This window comes from Erythrobacter neustonensis (assembly GCF_001663175.1).
In the GTDB taxonomy this organism is placed as follows: Bacteria; Pseudomonadota; Alphaproteobacteria; order Sphingomonadales; family Sphingomonadaceae; genus Erythrobacter; species Erythrobacter neustonensis.
Genome location: NZ_CP016033.1, coordinates 750,753 through 767,570 on the forward strand (window position 1 = coordinate 750,753; position 16,818 = coordinate 767,570).

At 65.1% G+C, this 16,818-nt stretch carries 16 protein-coding genes; 12 read left to right on the top strand and 4 right to left on the bottom strand.

The genetic code is table 11. The features are described 5' to 3' along the window. The first annotated feature begins 162 nt into the window (after positions 1-162). Together A9D12_RS03505 and A9D12_RS03510 are read left to right on the top strand one after the other, a co-directional pair. Positions 163-2,580, top strand: coding sequence for a TonB-dependent receptor (locus A9D12_RS03505; RefSeq protein WP_068349826.1), 2,418 nt, complete (start codon positions 163-165; stop codon positions 2,578-2,580). 134 nt (positions 2,581-2,714) lie between these two features. Continuing rightward, a complete protein-coding gene (locus A9D12_RS03510; RefSeq protein ID WP_197489872.1) occupies positions 2,715-3,944 on the top strand; it encodes an aromatic ring-hydroxylating oxygenase subunit alpha in 1,230 nt (409 codons plus the stop codon). A gap of 18 nt (positions 3,945-3,962) precedes the next feature. Here A9D12_RS03510 and A9D12_RS03515 read toward each other — a convergent pair whose 3' ends face one another. After that, the gene (locus A9D12_RS03515; RefSeq protein ID WP_068349830.1) at positions 3,963-4,817 is read right to left on the bottom strand and encodes a sterol desaturase family protein; all 855 of its coding nucleotides are present in this window, start codon (positions 4,815-4,817) and stop codon (positions 3,963-3,965) included. A 93-nt stretch (positions 4,818-4,910) separates the two neighbouring features. Here A9D12_RS03515 and A9D12_RS14620 point away from each other — a divergent pair, with 93 nt between their 5' ends. The 3 genes from A9D12_RS14620 to A9D12_RS03525 all read left to right on the top strand — a co-directional run bounded on the left by A9D12_RS14620 (position 4,911) and on the right by A9D12_RS03525 (position 6,433). Continuing rightward, positions 4,911-5,081, top strand: coding sequence for a hypothetical protein (locus tag A9D12_RS14620; RefSeq protein ID WP_156522791.1), 171 nt, complete (start codon positions 4,911-4,913; stop codon positions 5,079-5,081). Positions 5,082-5,145: 64 nt separating this feature from the next. Then, positions 5,146-5,967 (top strand): hypothetical protein, encoded by an 822-nt coding sequence (locus A9D12_RS03520; protein WP_068349832.1) that lies wholly within the window; start codon positions 5,146-5,148, stop codon positions 5,965-5,967. Further along, entirely contained in the window at positions 5,957-6,433 is a 477-nt protein-coding gene (locus A9D12_RS03525; RefSeq protein ID WP_068349835.1) for a hypothetical protein, read from the top strand. Before A9D12_RS03520 ends, A9D12_RS03525 begins: the two co-directional genes overlap by 11 nt. A gap of 19 nt (positions 6,434-6,452) precedes the next feature. Here the strand turns inward: A9D12_RS03525 and A9D12_RS03530 are convergent, their stop codons facing one another. Continuing rightward, a complete protein-coding gene (locus tag A9D12_RS03530) occupies positions 6,453-7,400 on the bottom strand; it encodes an SDR family oxidoreductase (RefSeq protein ID WP_068349837.1) in 948 nt (315 codons plus the stop codon). 146 nt (positions 7,401-7,546) lie between these two features. Here A9D12_RS03530 and A9D12_RS03535 point away from each other — a divergent pair, with 146 nt between their 5' ends. The 4 genes from A9D12_RS03535 to A9D12_RS03550 all read left to right on the top strand — a co-directional run bounded on the left by A9D12_RS03535 (position 7,547) and on the right by A9D12_RS03550 (position 11,644). Then, positions 7,547-8,548, top strand: coding sequence for an NADP-dependent oxidoreductase (locus A9D12_RS03535; protein ID WP_068353582.1), 1,002 nt, complete (start codon positions 7,547-7,549; stop codon positions 8,546-8,548). After that, positions 8,545-9,105 carry a nuclear transport factor 2 family protein gene (locus A9D12_RS03540; RefSeq protein ID WP_068349839.1) on the top strand — a complete coding sequence of 187 codons (561 nt, stop codon included), beginning with the start codon at positions 8,545-8,547 and terminating at the stop codon, positions 9,103-9,105. The genes A9D12_RS03535 and A9D12_RS03540 overlap by 4 nt, the downstream gene beginning before the upstream one ends. Positions 9,106-9,151: 46 nt before the next feature. Continuing rightward, on the top strand, positions 9,152-10,744 hold the full coding sequence (locus tag A9D12_RS03545) for a fatty acid--CoA ligase (protein ID WP_068349841.1): 1,593 nt from the start codon (positions 9,152-9,154) through the stop codon (positions 10,742-10,744). Positions 10,745-10,855: 111 nt separating this feature from the next. After that, positions 10,856-11,644: an SDR family NAD(P)-dependent oxidoreductase gene (locus tag A9D12_RS03550; protein WP_068349843.1), complete on the top strand. Its 789-nt coding sequence runs from the start codon at positions 10,856-10,858 to the stop codon at positions 11,642-11,644. A gap of 162 nt (positions 11,645-11,806) precedes the next feature. Here A9D12_RS03550 and A9D12_RS03555 read toward each other — a convergent pair whose 3' ends face one another. Next, on the bottom strand, positions 11,807-12,616 hold the full coding sequence (locus A9D12_RS03555) for an SDR family NAD(P)-dependent oxidoreductase (RefSeq protein WP_068349846.1): 810 nt from the start codon (positions 12,614-12,616) through the stop codon (positions 11,807-11,809). Between the two features lie 124 nt (positions 12,617-12,740). Here A9D12_RS03555 and A9D12_RS03560 point away from each other — a divergent pair, with 124 nt between their 5' ends. Both A9D12_RS03560 and A9D12_RS03565 read left to right on the top strand, forming a co-directional pair. Beyond that, positions 12,741-13,151 carry a nuclear transport factor 2 family protein gene (locus A9D12_RS03560; protein ID WP_068349848.1) on the top strand — a complete coding sequence of 137 codons (411 nt, stop codon included), beginning with the start codon at positions 12,741-12,743 and terminating at the stop codon, positions 13,149-13,151. 5 nt (positions 13,152-13,156) lie between these two features. Then, positions 13,157-13,498 carry a putative quinol monooxygenase gene (locus tag A9D12_RS03565; protein ID WP_068349850.1) on the top strand — a complete coding sequence of 114 codons (342 nt, stop codon included), beginning with the start codon at positions 13,157-13,159 and terminating at the stop codon, positions 13,496-13,498. Positions 13,499-13,545: 47 nt separating this feature from the next. On the opposite strand, the gene A9D12_RS03570 is transcribed toward A9D12_RS03565, so the two are convergent. Further along, positions 13,546-14,550, bottom strand: coding sequence for an NADP-dependent oxidoreductase (locus tag A9D12_RS03570; RefSeq protein WP_068349851.1), 1,005 nt, complete (start codon positions 14,548-14,550; stop codon positions 13,546-13,548). A gap of 123 nt (positions 14,551-14,673) precedes the next feature. Between A9D12_RS03570 and A9D12_RS03575 the strand changes: the two genes are divergently transcribed. After that, positions 14,674-16,812, top strand: coding sequence for a molybdopterin-containing oxidoreductase family protein (locus A9D12_RS03575; protein ID WP_082925378.1), 2,139 nt, complete (start codon positions 14,674-14,676; stop codon positions 16,810-16,812). Positions 16,813-16,818: the final 6 nt, after the last annotated feature.

Genomic DNA, 16,818 nt, shown 5'->3' on the forward strand with positions numbered 1-16,818 from the left:
CGCCCGAAGCCCCGCCCATACACCTTCGCCGGCATACCAGAGGCATGAGGGAGACATGCCCGGTGATTGGGGAAAACGAGGGGTGCGCGGAGAAACTGCGACCCAAGGGGAGAGAGAGCCATGTCGAGACTTCATGCCACAATTGCATCTGCATCGCCGCGCATGGGTTCGATGCGCCGCGCGCTGTTTTGCGGGGCTGCGATCGGCGGTCTTGCCGCCGTGCCGAACGCCGCCCTGGCGCAGGACAGCGCGGCTGTCGCTGCCGCCGCCGAGGCTGACAACACCCCGGTGATCGTGGTGCAGGCCCGCCGCCAGAACGAAAGCCTGCAGGAAGTCCCCGTCACCGTCACCGCGATCGGCGGGGAAACGCTGCAACGCTACAATATCGATCAGGTCGCCGATGTGACCAGCCGCGTGCCCACCCTGAACGTGCAGGTCGGCGGTTCGGGTTCGGGCGGGCAGCTGTCCTTGCGCGGGGTGGGATCGTCGAACATTTCGGCTGCGTTCGATTCGGCGGTCGCCTTCGAATATGACGGCGTCGTCGTGTCGACGATGCGGATGGTGCAGGCGGGCTTCTTCGATGTCGAGCAGATCGACGTGCTGCGCGGCCCGCAATCGCTGTTCTTCGGCAAGTCGGCCACCGCGGGCGTGCTGTCGCTGCGCTCGGCCAACCCCACCTCGTCGTGGGAGGTCGGGATGCGCGGCAGCTACGAATTCGAGGAAAAGGGATACCTCGTCAGCGGCTATCTGTCGGGCCCGCTCACCGATACGCTGGGGATTCGTCTGGCGGCGCAGTTCAACGATATCGACGAGTTTCAGCTGGCGCAGGCAGGCTCGCCCGCGGTCAACCAGAAACGCGGGCTGACAGATTTCATCGGCCGCCTGACGCTCGACTGGCAGCCGTCGGACATGTTCCGCGCCAATCTCAAGGTGCAATACACCCGTCACGAAAACGACGGCGCGCTGGGCACGGGTGAGGTGTCCTGCGGCGCGAACGGGATCGCCGATCCGATCTTCCTGTTGGGCGGCGCGGTGCAATTGCCCGCGGGTTACGACTGCAAGACCCACGACCAGCGGTATTACTTCACCGACACCGCCGGGCCGCTGGCAGGCGGGGTGCCGACCCCGTCGAAGGCGGCGGGGCGCAACGGCGTGCCTTTCGGCGAAACCGATATCTGGTTCGGTCGGTTGCAGTTCGAACTCGACCTCAACGAAGCCTTGCGCCTGACCTCGGTTTCGGGCCTGCTCAACATGAAGTCGGTCGACTTCGAAAGCTATTCCTATGGCGGCTACATCCCCGGCCCCAACGGTACGCGGCTGCCGGGCGGTGCGGGTTCGTCCGACCCGATCAACAATCTGGAACAATACACGCAGGAACTGCGGCTCACCTCGGACCTGGGGGGCGCGTTCAACTTCATGCTCGGCGCGTTCTACGAGGACCGCACGATCACCTTCGACACATCGCAACAGGGCGTGAACATCTCGTTCCTCGGCCCCGATCCTGTCACCGGGTTCACCTATGACTGGGACAAGACCCACGTCACCAAGACCGAGGCCCTGTCGTTCTTCGGCAGCGTGATCATCGACATCACCGAACAGCTCGAACTGTCGGGCGGGGTGCGCTGGACCGACGAACAGAAGGTGCAGACGATCTCGGTGCCTTACGTCCATTCGTTCCTGCTCGGCGGGACGACCTTCGTGCGGCCGGGCTTCTTCTCGGGCCCGATCAACTTTGCCGATGACAATTTCTCGCCCGAAGTGACGCTGAAATATCAGGCGACCCCCGATTTCAACGTCTTCGCCTCGTTCAAGACCGGGTTCAAATCAGGCGGGATCGACAATTCGGCGCTGCCTTCGAACAGCCTCAGCGATGCAGCGGCGAGCGGCGATTTCAGCTCGCTGATCTTCAAGTCCGAAGAAGCGATCGGCGGCGAAATCGGCTTCAAGGCGCAATTCGCGGACCGCGACATTACCCTGAACGCGACCGCCTACCAGTATGTGTTCAAGGATCTGCAGGTGCAGAACTTCAACGCGCAGACCGTGCAGTTCATCACCAGCAACGCGGGCGAACTGACCACCAAGGGCGTCGATATCGAAGCCAAGTGGCGCACCCCGGTGCCGGGCCTCTCGTTCACTTCGAACCTGTCCTATCTCGATGCCAAATACACCGACGATTTCCTTCAACCGGGCGGCCAGGGCGGCTTCATCAACCTCAAGGGCCGGCGCGGCAGCCAGGCGCCCGAATGGGCGGGCAACATCGCCGCCGACTGGGCGATCCCGCTCAGCGACAACCTCGAATTGTTCCTGTCGGGCAACGCTGCCTACAATGATGGTTACATCACCGACGAAACCTCCTTGAACGACTATGTCCAGCCCAGCTTCTGGCTGTTCGATGCCAACGTTTCGATCGGGCATCCCGACGGCAACTGGAAGCTGTCGCTGGTGGGGCAGAATCTGTCGGACAAGATTTTCGTGATCACCTCGGGCGGGCGGCCGTTCCTCTCGGCGACGGGCGACGACCTGTTCCTCACGCAGAACCGCGGGCGGCAGATCTTTGCCGAAGTCAGCTTCCGGTTCTGACACGCTTGGCCGATCGGGAAAGCGGGGGGCGCGCCAGCGATGGCCGGCCCCCTTTCGCTTTGCCAAAAGTGATGATTGCCGCCCGCCTGGCGAAGGCGGATGGTGCGTGGCGAGGACACCCGGGAGAAAGCGCAATGTCACGCGAAACGCTGGTCGCCATGACCCGCAATCTGGTCGCCCACGGCGCGGCCGACACGATGGAATATGCGGCCGACATCGTCCGCGTTCCTGCCAGCGCCTATACCGACCCGGCCGTGTTCGAGCAGGAAAAACAGCGCATCTTCCGCCGCCTGCCGCTGATGGTCGCGCCGTCGTGCGAGCTGCCCGATCCCGGCGACTTCAAGGCGATGGACATCTGCGGCGTGCCGCTGCTGCTCTCCCGCCAGAAAGACGGCAGCATGGGCGCCTTCCTCAACATGTGCACCCACCGCGGCAATCCTCTGGCGGCGGGCTGCGGCAATGCCAGCCGCTTTACCTGCGGCTATCACGGCTGGACCTTCAAGGCCGATGGCGACCTGATCGGCGTCGCTTCCCCGCAGGATTTCGGCAAGATCGACAAGAGCCAGCACTGCCTGACCAAATTCCCGGTCTACGAGAACGCAGGCCTGATCTGGGTGACGCTCGATCCCCATTCCAAGCTCTCGATCGCCGATTACCTGTGCGGCTACGACGAGCTGCTGAAGGCCTTCGAGTTCGAGGGCTGGACGCTGTTTTCGCAGCGCACGCTGGCCGGTCCCAACTGGAAGACGGCCTATGACGGCTATCTCGATTTCTACCACCTGCCGGTGCTGCACAAGGACACCTTCGGCGCGGATTTCTACAACCGCGCCAATTACTTCGCCTTCGGCCCGCACCAGCGTCTCAGCACCCCGTCGAAATTCGCGATCAAGGTGCAAGGGGACGACGACCAGCAGCTGGATCTGGAAGCGATGGCCGACGACCAGCTGCCGCAGGACGTGCTGGTGCAGGGCGTGTGGACGATCTTCCCGCACATCTCGATCGCCAGCTTCTACGGCGGCGGCCAGCGCGGCGCGATGATCAGCCAGCTGTTTCCGGGCGAGAAGGTGGGGGAAAGCTACACCACCCAGTTCTACGTCATGGAAAACCAGCCCGAGACCCCGGAACAGGTCCAGGCCGCGCACGACCAGTTCAACTTCCTCGAAGTGGTGGTCCGCGACGAGGATTACGCCACCGGCAAGCGCCAGCAGCAGGCGCTCGCGTCAGGGCTGATGAAGGAAGTGCTGTTCGGCAGGAACGAGAAGGGCGGGCAGGTCTTCCACCAGTGGACCCAGCGGCTGGCGGGCGCCAGCGACGACGATCTGGTGGAGATTTTCGCGCAGGAGCAGCGGCAGGCGGCGGAATAGCGCGCGCCCGCGCCCTCTTCACCGATCCCCTGTCGGCCGCGTGACGGGTGCGCGCGGCTCGATCACCCCGATCTGCAATTGCTGCCACAGATCATGCGCCCCGGCGTCATAGCGGTCGCCAAGGCCAAGGCGCGCGGGCCGGGTGCCCCTGGGATCGGTATAGGTCCCGAAGAGCGTATCCCAGATGATCACGAGATTGCCGAAATTGCTGTCGGTTTCGGCCACCTTGTCGGAATGATGGAAACGGTGGTTGGCAGGCGTCGCCAGCACGCGCCCCAGCACGCGCTCGATCCGCGGCGGCAGATCGATATCGAGATGCTTCAGAAACGAACCCGCCAGCATCAGCGCATCGACCAGCAGAGTGGCCCACAAGGGCAGGCCCAGCGCAATAATCAGCGCAAGCGCTGGCAGCACACCCACTATCAATTCAAGCGGGTGATGACGAAGGCTCGTGGATATGTCGAGCGCAGGATCGGTGTGATGGATCCTGTGGATGCGCCACAACACCGGCACCGCGTGCATTGCACGGTGCAGCCAATAGGCGAGCAATGTGCGGGCAATCAGTGCGGCCCCCAGCACCGCCAGCGCCGGGGCATCGACATTGTTGAACAGGCCCCAGCCTTTCGCGCCGGCCAGCAATGCCGCCCCGGCAGAACCCAGCGGCAGGACCATTGCCAGCAATGCCCCGATCATCGGCAACCCGAAGTTGACGACATACCGTCCCGACGGGGATGGAACGCTGCGACCCGGCTGCGCCAGAACCAGTTCAAGCACGGCGAAGGCAATCAGCAGGGTGACGTAAACGGGCAAGGCCTGGGTGGCCAGAAACGTGCCAAGCGCGTCGAGCGCGGGGTCGGATCGCGGGCCAGCCATCGTGGCTTGCGTTAAGTATAAGTACTGGGCATTACAAGCCTCTGGCGCGTGTGACGTGCCAGGGAATTGCACTATCCAAACGGGGAATTTTTCATGCGCCTTTCGACAATCGGTTTCGGTCTTGCCTCTTTGGTGATCGCAACCGCAGCTTCTGCCGGTCAGACGAATGTTGCTCCCGGGCCCGAAGCCGGTGTGGGCATTGGCGCTCTGGCTGCGCTGGGCGTGAGCTACACCTACCTGCGCCGCAAGATGCGTCGCGGATAAATTTTTGCGATTCGGCCGGGCGCGGGCAGGAACCGCCGCCCGGCCGCTTTCCCTCGGGCTTTTCTTGACCAGACTGTTCAAACCAAGCCGGGCGGAACTCTACGCCGCGGCGCTGTTTGTCGCTGCGCTCAATGGCATGGCGTTGCGGATGCAGACGCAGGTTGCAAGCCGTGGCTGGGGCAACGCGGTGGCGGATCTTTTCGGGATCAGCGCCATCGTCTGGTTTGCGCTTTATGCTCTCATCGCGATCGGGCTCAAACCCGCAGAACACAGCCGGCCGCGCCGCTCGGACTGGCTGATCGGCGGCGCATTGCTGGCGGCGTGCCTGTTGCCGTCCGCCGCGCCGGCGCTGGCGGGACTGTTGCTTGTCTCGGCATGGCTGTTGCTGAGTGCAAACACGCAAGCAGAACGCAGTCTGGCGATCATCGCGCTCGCGTTGACCGGGCCGCTGCTGTGGGGCCCCTTAATCCTCAACCTGCTCGGGACCGAATTGCTCGATTTCGATGCCAGCATCGCCGCGCTTTTGTCGGGTCACACCGCATCGGGCAACCTGATCCGCGTGCCGGGCGATACGCCCGATGTCCTGATCATGCCGGGTTGTTCTGCCTTCAAGAATCTGGCCCCGATCTTCGTGCTGGCCGCAACGCTTTCGCAATTGCTGGGCACCGCGATCGACCGAAGCCTCGGATTGGCCTGCCTGCTTGCCGCGCTTGCGGTCATCATGATCAACAGCATGCGGCTTGCGCTGATTGCCTTGTATCCGGCGCAATATGATTATTGGCATGCAGGCGGAGGCGCGACATTGTTCTCCTACGCGACGCTGCTGGCGATCCTTGCCATCATCGGCAGCGCGCTTGTCCTGCGGGAAAGGCGCCATGCGGTTTAGCTGGCTGATTGCGCCGCTTCTTGCCGTAACGCTGGTGCCGCGGCTGATGGCGGGGCCTTCGGTTGCCGCAGAAGACCGCCCCCGCGCACTGGCCGATACTGTCAGGATGCTCGAACTGCGGGGATTTACCGCGCAGATCGAGACACGCGACGGGCCGGATGCCGTGCTGGCGGCGAAAGACGATTGCCGTCTGGCGGTTTCGGCAGGGCCTTCGGCCGACAAGGGGCTCGACCTTTTCCGGCAACGCTATGGCAAAAGCCGCAACGTTTCGCTGTTCTACCGCGACGGGTTCGTGACCGCACCGCCGCGGCTGCGACCCCTGATCGATTATTACGGCTATCGGCATTTCTCGCCCCTGGGCCTCGCCAGATCCTATCCGCCGCTGGTGATGATCGCCGCCTCGGGGCGGTGCGATATCGGCGCGGTGCCATGGCACCTGCTCCGGTTGCATCCGCGCGCGTCATAGGCGGCAGGGGCCCGCGCGGCTATCCGAAGGCCGGGCGATAATTGCTTTCGCCCCACTCCTGCCTTTTCGTCCATTCGCCCATCGTTTCCAACTTGCCTGCGAGTTCGGGGAAGCGTTCGTAGACGTGGTCCATGTCGACCGCGAAGGGCCGCGTGGGCGCGGAATTGTTGTATTCGTAGAAATCCTCGATCCCCTTGGCGAAGCTTTCGCGCATCTCGGCGGGCATCGTGTCGCCTGCCGCATCGACGAGGTAGCGGCCGAATTCGGCAGGCGAGCAGGGATCGTATGCGATCTCCTTGCCCAGCGCATCCGACAGGTATTGCGTCACCTGCTTGCCGACCAGCCGCTCCGGCCCGCCGATATTGAGCCAGGCGCCTTCCATGTCGGGCCTCTCGAGGCTCGCCAGCATGAAGCGCGCGACATCGTCGAGGCTGATCCAGTTCGCCTCCAGCGCGGGGTTATGGGGATAGACATAGCGGCCTTCGTCGATGATGAAGGGCCGCGCCCAGTTGGTCAGCAGGTTGTCCATGAACAGCACGCTGCCGAACACCGTGCCCGGCGCGCCCGAACGCCACAGCGCGTTGATCCCGCGGGTGTTCTCGCCATAGGTGAAGGGATCGCCGGGCCGGTCGGGGATCCAGCTCGAGGTGTTCCAGACCACGCGCTTGACGCCCAGCTGCGCGGCGACCTTGCCGACTTCGCCGATCAGGTAGGCGCGGTCGGCGCGGGCCTGCAGCGGGTGGGTGTAAAAGACGTAGTCGCTGCCTTCGAGCGCATCGGCAAAGGTCGCGGTGTCGTAAAGGTCCATGGGGCGCACCTCGACCCGCTCCACCCCTTCGACCGGCGCGCCTTCGAGCGCATCCGCGCGGCGCGAGATCGCGCGCACGTCGTAGCCGGCCTTGAGCGCCTGCCGCACCTGCGCAAGCCCCTGCCGCCCGCTTGCGCCGATCACCGTGATGCGTGCCATGTCCTTCCTCCCGCGTCGTCTTGTGGGGACAAGACTAGGGAGCCCCCTCCCCCCACGCACCGCGCCAAAGTGATAGCCGCGTGCCTTGCAGCCCTATCCAAATGGCGGGGTTGCCCTGGCCGCCGCGCCGCCGGACAAACCGCCCCATGAACAACCGCATCTGGCGCATCGCGCGCTGCCCCGTTGGCACCGATTTCGCCGCCGCGCTGGAACTGGCGGAGGAACGGCTTGCCCCGCTCGAAGACGGGCAGATCCGCATCCGCAACTCTCACCTGTCGATGGATGCGGGGACGCGGATGTGGCTGACCGACCGCGAGGATGGCTACCAGCCGCCGCTCCCCGTGGGCGGGCCGATGACGGGGCTGGTGCTGGGCGAGGTGATCGAAAGCCGCGCGGACGGCTTCACCACCGGCGATCTCGTCCGCGCCTTCGGGCAATGGGCCGATGTCAGCACGGTCGATGCCGTGATGTCGGGCGCGCTGCGGCTCGACCCGGCGGTGGCCGACCGGCGCGCGTGGTTCGGCCCGCTGGGGATGAACGGCTGGACCGCGCTGTGGGGCATCGAACGCACCGGCGCGGCGCAGCCGGGCGAAAAGGTGCTGGTTTCCGCCGCCGCCGGCGCGACGGGCATCCTCGCGGTGCAGATCGCCGGGCTGCTCGGCTGCGAGGCGTGGGGGATTGCCGGGGGCGCGGCGAAATGCGCCTATCTGACACGCGCGCTGGGGATCGCGGGCGCGGTCGATTACAAGGCGCAAGACCTTGGCGCGCAGCTCGATCGGGTCGGCGGGGTCGATGTCTATTTCGACAATGTCGGCGGGCCTTTGCTCGACGCGGTGCTCACCCGCATGAACCACTATGGCCGCGTGGCGGTGTGCGGATTGCTCGCCAACTACACCGGCGGCACCCGCACCGCGCCGCGCGAATTCGATCAGGTGCTGATGCGGCGGCTGCGGGTCGAGGGGTTCTTCTCGCCCGACTTCATGCACGAAGGCGCCGCGCTGACGCAGCGGCTGCGCAGCTGGCACGAGGCGGGCGAACTTGTGATGCCCTATGACGTGACGCGGGGCCTCGAAAATACGCTTGCCGCCTATGCCCGGCTGTTCACCGGCGCGAATATCGGCAAGGTCATCGTCGAGCTGGGCGCATGAGCCTGCGGCTCGAAGACCGCGAGGCGATCCGCGATATCCTCGCCGCCTATGCCCACGCGATCGACCGGCGACAATGGGCGATGATGGCGCGCCTGTTCCACCCCGAGGCCACCTTCCGTTTCGGGGTGATCGAGGGCGATTGGCGCGGTTTCGTGGAGCAGGCACGCGGCGTGATCGACCCCTGCCTTGCGACCCAGCACCAGGTTGGCCAAACGCTCTTCGGTTTCGACGGGCCGGACACCTGCCACACCGAAACCTACATGACCGCGATGCACACCATCCCGCCGGGTTATCCGCTCACCGCAGTGTTCCCCGACAAGGGGCTGATCTATTCCGCGATCGTCGCCGGGCGCTATGTCGACCGGTTCGAACGGCGCGGCGGCGAATGGCGCATCGCGCAGCGCACCGGGCTTTACGACTGGCGCGAGTTCCGGCTGGCCGAAGGCGCCGACCTGTCCGACACGCCCGAAGGCGCGGCGGGCTATCACGACGAACGCGATCCTTCGGCCGCCGCGGTCAAGGCGTGGCTCGGCCAGGGCCATCAGCGGCGGCTATGAATTGTGCCAATGACATGCGCGCGCCCAGGGGTTATCCCTCAGGCCCATGGGAGAGACAACAGCACTGGCCGCAGAGACATACTGCGACGTCGTCCGCGAGCATGCCCGCGTATCGGGCGATGTGACCGCCTTCAGTTTTGCGGGCGAGGACATCAGCTTCGCCGAGCTTGACGCGGGCGCCGACCGCGTGGCGAGCGCGCTGGCCGCACTGGGCATCGGCCCGGGCGACCGCGTGGCCTTCCTCGGCAAGAACCACCCGCTCTATTTCGAGGCGTTTCTGGGCGCGAACCGGATCGGCGCAGTGATGACCCCGGTCAACTGGCGGCTCGCCGCGCCCGAGGTCGCCTATGTGCTGGGCAACTGCTGCGCACGGGTGGTGTTCGTGGGCGAAGGCTTTGCCGACATGCTGGCGGGCATCCGCGGCGATTGCCCGCTGGTCGAACAGGTGATCGGGATCGACGCCCCCGATTACGCGGGCACCGATTACCGCACGTGGCGCGACGGCTTTTCGCCAAGCCCGCCCGCGCACCGCGTGGCTGCGCAGGACGATGCGCTGCAGCTTTACACCAGCGGCACCACCGGCAAGCCCAAGGGCGCGGTGATTACCCACGGGTCGCTGCTGTCGAGCCGCGACGGCGCGGCAGCGGGCGAAGAGATGCGGGTGTGGCAGCAGCCGATCCCCGGCGATGTCACCTTGCTGGCGATGCCCTGTTTCCACATTTCGGGCACCGGCACCGGGATCGGCACGATGGTGGCGGGCACCTGTTCGATCGTGCTGCCCGAATATGATCCGACCAAGGCGCTCGACCTGATCGAGAACTTCAACATCTCGAAAATCTTTCTCGTGCCCGCCGCCTTGCAGATCCTGCTCAACCACCCGCGCGTGGGCGAGGTCGATTTCAGCCGCCTCAAATACGTCACCTACGGCGCCTCGCCGATCCCGCTCGAACTGATGCGCGAGGCGATCCGGGTGATGGGCTGCGGGTTCGTGCAGATGTATGGCATGACCGAGACCACCGGCACGATCGTCGCACTCGATCCCGAAGATCACGTCGCCGAAGGATCGGTGCGGATGCGCAGCGTCGGCAAACCGCTAGCCGGGGTCGAGATCAAGGTGATCGACGAAGGCGGCAACGCGGTTCCCACCGGCACCGTGGGCGAGATCGCGACGCGCTCGGACAAGAACATGCGCGGCTATTGGAACAACGATGCCGCGACCCGCGCGACCATCGGTCCCGATGGCTGGCTGCGCACCGGGGACGCGGGCTATCTCGACGCGGACGGCTACCTCTATATCCACGACCGGGTGAAGAACATGATCATCTCAGGGGGAGAGAACGTCTATCCCGCCGAGGTCGAAAACGCGCTCTATTCGCATCCCAAGGTCGCCGATGTCGCAGTGATCGGCGTGCCGGACGACAAGTGGGGCGAGGCGGTAAAGGCTTGCGTGGTGCTGAAACCGGGCGAGGCAATGACCGAGGACGAGATCATCGCCCACGCGCGCACGCAGATTGCGGGCTACAAATGCCCCAAGTCGGTCGATTTCATCCCCGCGCTGCCGAGGAACCCTTCGGGCAAGATCCTGCGCCGCGAACTGCGCGCGCCCTATTGGGCAGGCAAGGACCGCGCGGTGAACTGATCGGCTGCGGGCGCAGCAGCTCGCGCAGGCGGGCAAAAGGCCCCCTCATTTTGGGAAGGTGCACGCCCTTTTGCGCCCCGCTAGTCGTGGGTGCCGAAGGAGAGGGCAGGCATGACACTGGCAGGCAAGATCGCGGCGATCACCGGGGGCACCGCGGGCATGGGGCGCGGGATCGCGGAGGCGTTTCTGGCGCAAGGTGCAAGCGTCGCGCTGTTCGCGCGCAGCCCCGAAAAGGGCGCAGCCGTGCTCGCGCAACTTGCCGCGGCGGGCTTTGGCCCCGACCGCGTGATCTTTGTCGCGGGCGACGTGATGCAGCAGTCCGATCTCGAAGGCTTCATCGACCATGTGATCGCCCATTTCGGCACGCTCGACATTCTGGTCAACAATGCGGGCGGCGCGGGCGATTTGCAGCCGCTGGTCGATCTGTCCGATCACGCCTTTGACGAGGCGATGAAATGGAACGTCTATTCGACCTTCTGGGCAACGCGCCGCGCGCTGCCCGTGATGCTGGCCAAGGCGCACGGGCGGGTGATCAATATCTCCAGCATGGAAGGCAAGCACGGCAAGGCGGTGCTGACCGCCTATTCGGCGGCCAAGCACGCGGTCAACGGGCTGACCAAAAGCCTCGCGCGCGAAGTCGGCGCGGCCGGGGTCACGGTCAATGCGATCTGCCCCGGGATCGTGATTACCGACATCATCAGGAACAACGGCCCGGCCACCGCCAAGGCGATGGGGATGGAGCTTGACGAGATGATCGCGATGTTTGCCGCCGACAGCGCGATCAAGCGTCCGAACACGGTCGAAGAGGTCGCCGCGCTCGCGGTGCTGCTGGCGAGCGAGGCGGGCGGCGGGATCACCGGCCAGCAGATCAGCGTCGACGGCGGCACCGCGCAATATTGATGCGCGCGGCAGGAGTGGGAATTTCACCCCTGCATAAACGGGGTCTTGCGCGGTTCAGACGCGCGCTTGACCCCCGGCATCCCGGTTCAGGCCCCCTCCAGACCCCTGCCAGCATACCGCGAATGCGGATGTTTCACGTGAAACACTGCGCGCCCGGCGCAATCACTGCGCCCCTTTCGCCATCGCCGCGCTGACCGCTGCGGCGACATCGCCCGCCTGCGGATTGCCGCGCAGGGTAAGCCCGCCATTGGGCTGGATATTCGCGCCCGTCACGAACGCCTGATCGGTGCTGAGCCACAGGCAGGCCTGCGCGACATCCTCGACCGTGTTGAGCCTGCCCAGCGGATAACGCGGCAGAAAAGCGTCGGTCAGCCCCGGCACGGCAAAGCTGTCATGCGTCATCGGGCTGTCGGTAAAGGCGGGCGAGACCGAATTGGCCTTGATGCCCAAGTGCCCGTAATCATTGGCGATACATTCCATCAACGCCTCGCTCCCGCGCTTGGTGCCGATATAGGCCGCATGGTTGGTGATGATCGCCCTGGTCGTTGCCGAAGACAGGCTGATCAGCGATCCCCCGGTGGGGCTTTGCGCACGCATCACCCGCACGAAGGCTTGCAGGAAATGATGTACCCCCTTGAATTGCAACGCGACAATCCGGTCGAGCTGGTCTTGCGTGATCTCCTCGAGACTCGCCAACAGGCCCCAGCCGGTGGTGTTGACCGCGATATCGACGCGGCCGAGGGTAGCCGCCGCATGATCGGCCAGCGCGTGGACCTCGGCATGCGACGTGATATCGCACAGCGCATATTCTCCAGCGATTTCAGCCGCCAAAGCCGCCAGCGGCACATCCTTCCGGCCCGCCACCATCACCCTTGCGCCGTGCGAAGCAAACAGCCGCGCGATCGCCTGCCCCATATTCCCCGCCGACCCCGCGCCCAGCACCACCGCGGTTTTGCCCTGCAACTGCCCCATCACCCGTCTCCTCGCTTGCCGCCCTGCCTATCACGCGCCGATGCGCCCCCACCCTTCCCAAAAGTGGGCATTGCCGCCCGCGCCCCTCGGGGCCGATAGCCGTGCCCAACAAGGGGAGAGAGCCATGTTCACCGGACCGCTCGAAGATCGTCTCGCCATTCACGAGCTGAACGGCACCTATGCCGATGGCGTGGTGCGGGCGGATGCGGAGACCTGGGCGAGCGTCTGGGCCGAGGATGCCGACTGGGACCTGATGGGCCACCAGACCCATGGCAGGGACGCGATCGTCGCCTTCTGGAAGGGTGCGATGGGCGGATTGCAGGCGGTCAGCTTCCACTGCGTCCCCTGCATGATCGAAGTCACCGGAAACACGGCGAAATCGCGGGTGCAGACGCAGGAGATCCTCAAGCCCCGCGACGGCAAGGCGCGCCATGTCGGCGGACTTTACGAGGATGAATTGCGCAAGGTGGATGGCCGTTGGCTGTTCACCAGCCGCACCTTCAAGATCATCGCCGAATTCGGCGTGGAGGGCTGAAAACCATGGCGAAAATTCTCATCTCGGCACAGATCGATCTCGACCCCGCACAGCGCGAGGAGGCGCTGCGCACTGCGCGCCCGCATATCGCGGCCGCGCTCGCGGAAAAAGGGTGCATCCACTACGACTGGAGCGCCTGCGCGATGAACCCCGCGCGGGTCAACGTGTTCGAAGAGTGGGAAAGCGAAGATGCGCTCGCCGCGCATTTCCGTGACCCTGCCTACACCGGGATGCGCGATCACATCGGCAAGTTCGGGATCACGGGCGCGGTCAGCAACAAGTATCGCGTCGATGCCGAAGCTCCGGTCTATAACGCTCAAGGCAATGCGAGCGAGGCGTTCGACTGAGCTGATGGCCGTCAACCGGCCGGAGGACCTGCCTCCGGCCTGCGGCTTCACAGTTTGAGCATCTGCTTGCCGCGGTTCTGCCCAGTGAACAAGCGCTGCAAGGTCTGCGGCGCGTTCTCGAACCCGTGCTGAATATCTTCCTGATATTTCAGGCGGCCATCCTTTACGAAGCCTTCCAGTCGCTTGCGGATACCGGGGAATTCGCTCGCCCAGTCGAGCACGATGAAGCCCGTCATCGTGCCCCGGCGGAAGACCAGGTTGAAGTAGTTTTCGGGGCCCGCCGGGAGGCTCCCCGTTTCGTAGCGGCTTATCCCGCCGCAGATCACCACCCGCGCGCCGGTGGCGATTTGGCCAAGCATATCGTTCAGAATCGCGCCACCGACATTGTCGTAAATGACATCGACCCCGCGCGGGCACAGCGCGCGGATCTGCTCCTTCACGCCGCCAGCCTTGTAATCGATCGCAGCGTCATAGCCCGCCTCGCGCACCAGCCAGTCGCACTTGTCCTGTCCCCCCGCGATGCCCACCACGCGGCACCCGGCGATTCGCGCAAGTTGGCCAACGATGCTTCCCGTCGCCCCTGCCGCGCCCGACACCAGCACGGTATCGCCCGCCACCGGCTTGCCCACCTTGAACAACCCGCAATAGGCGGTCAGCCCCGTCGTCCCGAGCGCCGACAGGACGGCGGTGGGCGACAGGTCGGTTTCGACCCTGGTCAGCTCCTTGCCATCGGTGACGAGGTATTCGGTCCAGCCGGTGGTGCCGAACACCATGTCGCCCACGGCAAAACGCCCGCCGTTCGAGGCGACCACCTCGGCAATCCCGCTGCCGCGCATCACGTCGCCGATGTTCATCGGGGCAACGTAATCGGCGATGTTCTCCATCCAGCCCTTCTGCGCCGGATCGAAGCCGAGGTAATGCGTCTTCAGCAGCATTTCGCCGGGGCCCGGATCGGGCAGTTCGACCGTGGCGAGCTTGAAGTCGTTCTCGATCTCGATGCCGCGACCGCGCGGGTGTCCGTTCAAGAGCCATTGGCGGGTGGTGGTGGGCATGTCTCTCTCCTGCGGTTTTCTGCCCTATTGCGGGTGTGCGGCGCCACCCTCCACGGACAAAAGTATCAGTCGAGCCCCCCGCCCCCTGTGGTAATCTTGGCCGCAGTGTCGGGGAGAAATGCGATGGGCGTTCAGACCTTCAAGACCTTCTGCCGTTTCTGCCATGCCAACTGCGCGATGGAAGCCGATGTGGTCGACGGAAAAGTGGTCGAGGTGCGCGGCGACCCGGACGATCCGGCCTATGGCGGCTACACCTGCATGAAGGGCCGCGAACTGCCCGACAGCCACAATTCGGCAAACCGGCTGCACCACTCGCTGGTGAGGAACGAGACGGGCGAATTCGTCCCGACCCCGATGGATCAGGCGCTTGCCCATGTCGCGAGCGAATTGCGGCGGATCATCGACACCCACGGCCCGCATTCGGTGGCGGTGTTCATGGGATCGGGCGGCTTCCAGAACTCCGCCGCCATGTCGGCTTCGCTCTCCTTCGCGCAAGCCGTGGGGAGCCGCAATTTCTACACCTCGGTGACATTGGACCAGCCTGCCAAGGTCTTCACCACCGCGCGCTACGGCAAGTGGATGGCGGGGCCGAACACGTTTAGCGAAAGCGATGTCGCCTTCTTCATCGGCAACAATCCGATCGTCTCGCACTATTCGCCGGTCGGCGGGGTGCCGCCCTTCAGCCCCTCGCGCCGCATCCGCGACCAGAAGGCGCAAGGCATGAAACTGATCGTCGCCGACCCGCGCGAGAGCGATGTGGCGCGGCTGGCCGACATCTATCTCCCCGTGAAGCCGGGCGAGGATCCGGCGATGCTGGCGGGGATGCTCAATGTCATCATTTCCGAGAGGCTGTACGACCGCAACTTCGTCGCCGCGCATGTCGACGGCTTCGACGATCTGGCCGAGGCGGTGAAGGCCTTCCCGCCCGAAGTCGCCGCCGCGCGTGCCGGGCTCGACACGGAGCAACTGGTCGCCGCCGCGCGGATGTTCGCGCAGGGTTCGAAGGGCTGCGCGGTGACCGGCACTGGCCCCGAAATGGCGGGCAACGGGACGCTGACCGAATATCTGGTGGTGTGCCTCAACACGATCTGCGCGCGCTTCAAGCAGGACGGGGAGAAAGCCGCGATCCCGGGCGTCTTCAGCCCCTACCAGACCGCGCGCCGCGCGCAGGTCGGGCCGCAGGTAGCCATGTTCGGCGCGGAAGGCATGCCCAAGTCGCGCTTCCGTGGGCTGGGCCACCTGGGGTGGGAGATGCCCTGCAACGTGCTGGCCGACGAAATTCTTACCCCCGGCGATGGTCAGGTGCGCGCGCTGATTTCGGTCGGCGGCAATCCGGTGGTGGGCTTCCCCGATCAGGTGAAAATGGCCCGCGCGCTCGACGATCTTGAGCTGTTCGTGCAGATCGACCCGTGGATGAGCGCCAGCGCCAAACGTGCCGATGTGGTGCTCGCGCCCTCGCAGTGTCTGGAGCGTGAGGACATCACCAGCCTCTCCGAATGGTGGCACGAGGAACCCTATGCCCGCTACACCGAGGCGGTGGTCGAGGCGCCGGGCGACTGCATCGACGAATACGAGATGTTCTGGACGCTGGCGCACCATCTGGGCATCCGGATGAACCTTGCGGGCGGCCCGCTGCCGATGGACAGGAAACCCACCAAGCAGGAATTCCTCGATCTTGCGGTGACCGGTTGCCTCGTCAGCCCAAGCCAGGTTCGCGCCGATTGCGCGGCCAATGGCGGGGGAGCGGTGCTCTATCCCGAAAAGCACCCGGTGGTGGAGCCGGTCGATGAGAGCGAGTTTCACCGCTTCGACCTTGCCATGGGGGCGATGCCTTCGGAGATCGGCAAGTATGCCGCCGCCAGCGCCGCGCGCGAGGGCTTCGATTTCCGCCTGATCTCGCGCCGCTCGAAGACGCGGTTCAATTCGATCGGGCATCCGCTCAAGAAATTGCAGGCCAAGACCACCACCAACCCCGCCTTCATCCACCCGGACGACATTGCGGCACTGGGCCTCGAGGAAGGCGGGCTGGTCGCGATCACCTCGCCGCACGCCACGATCCACGGGGTCGTCAAGGCGAGCGACAAGGTGCGGCGCGGGATCGTCTCGATGGCGCATGCTTACGGCGATGCCGATACGGGAAAGGACGATGTGCGCACCCGCGGCGCTTCCACCAACCGGCTGGTGAGCGAGGTGGTCGATTACGACCCGATCACCGGCCAGTCCTTGCAAAGCGCGATCCCGGTGAAGCTCGAACCGGCCTGATATCTC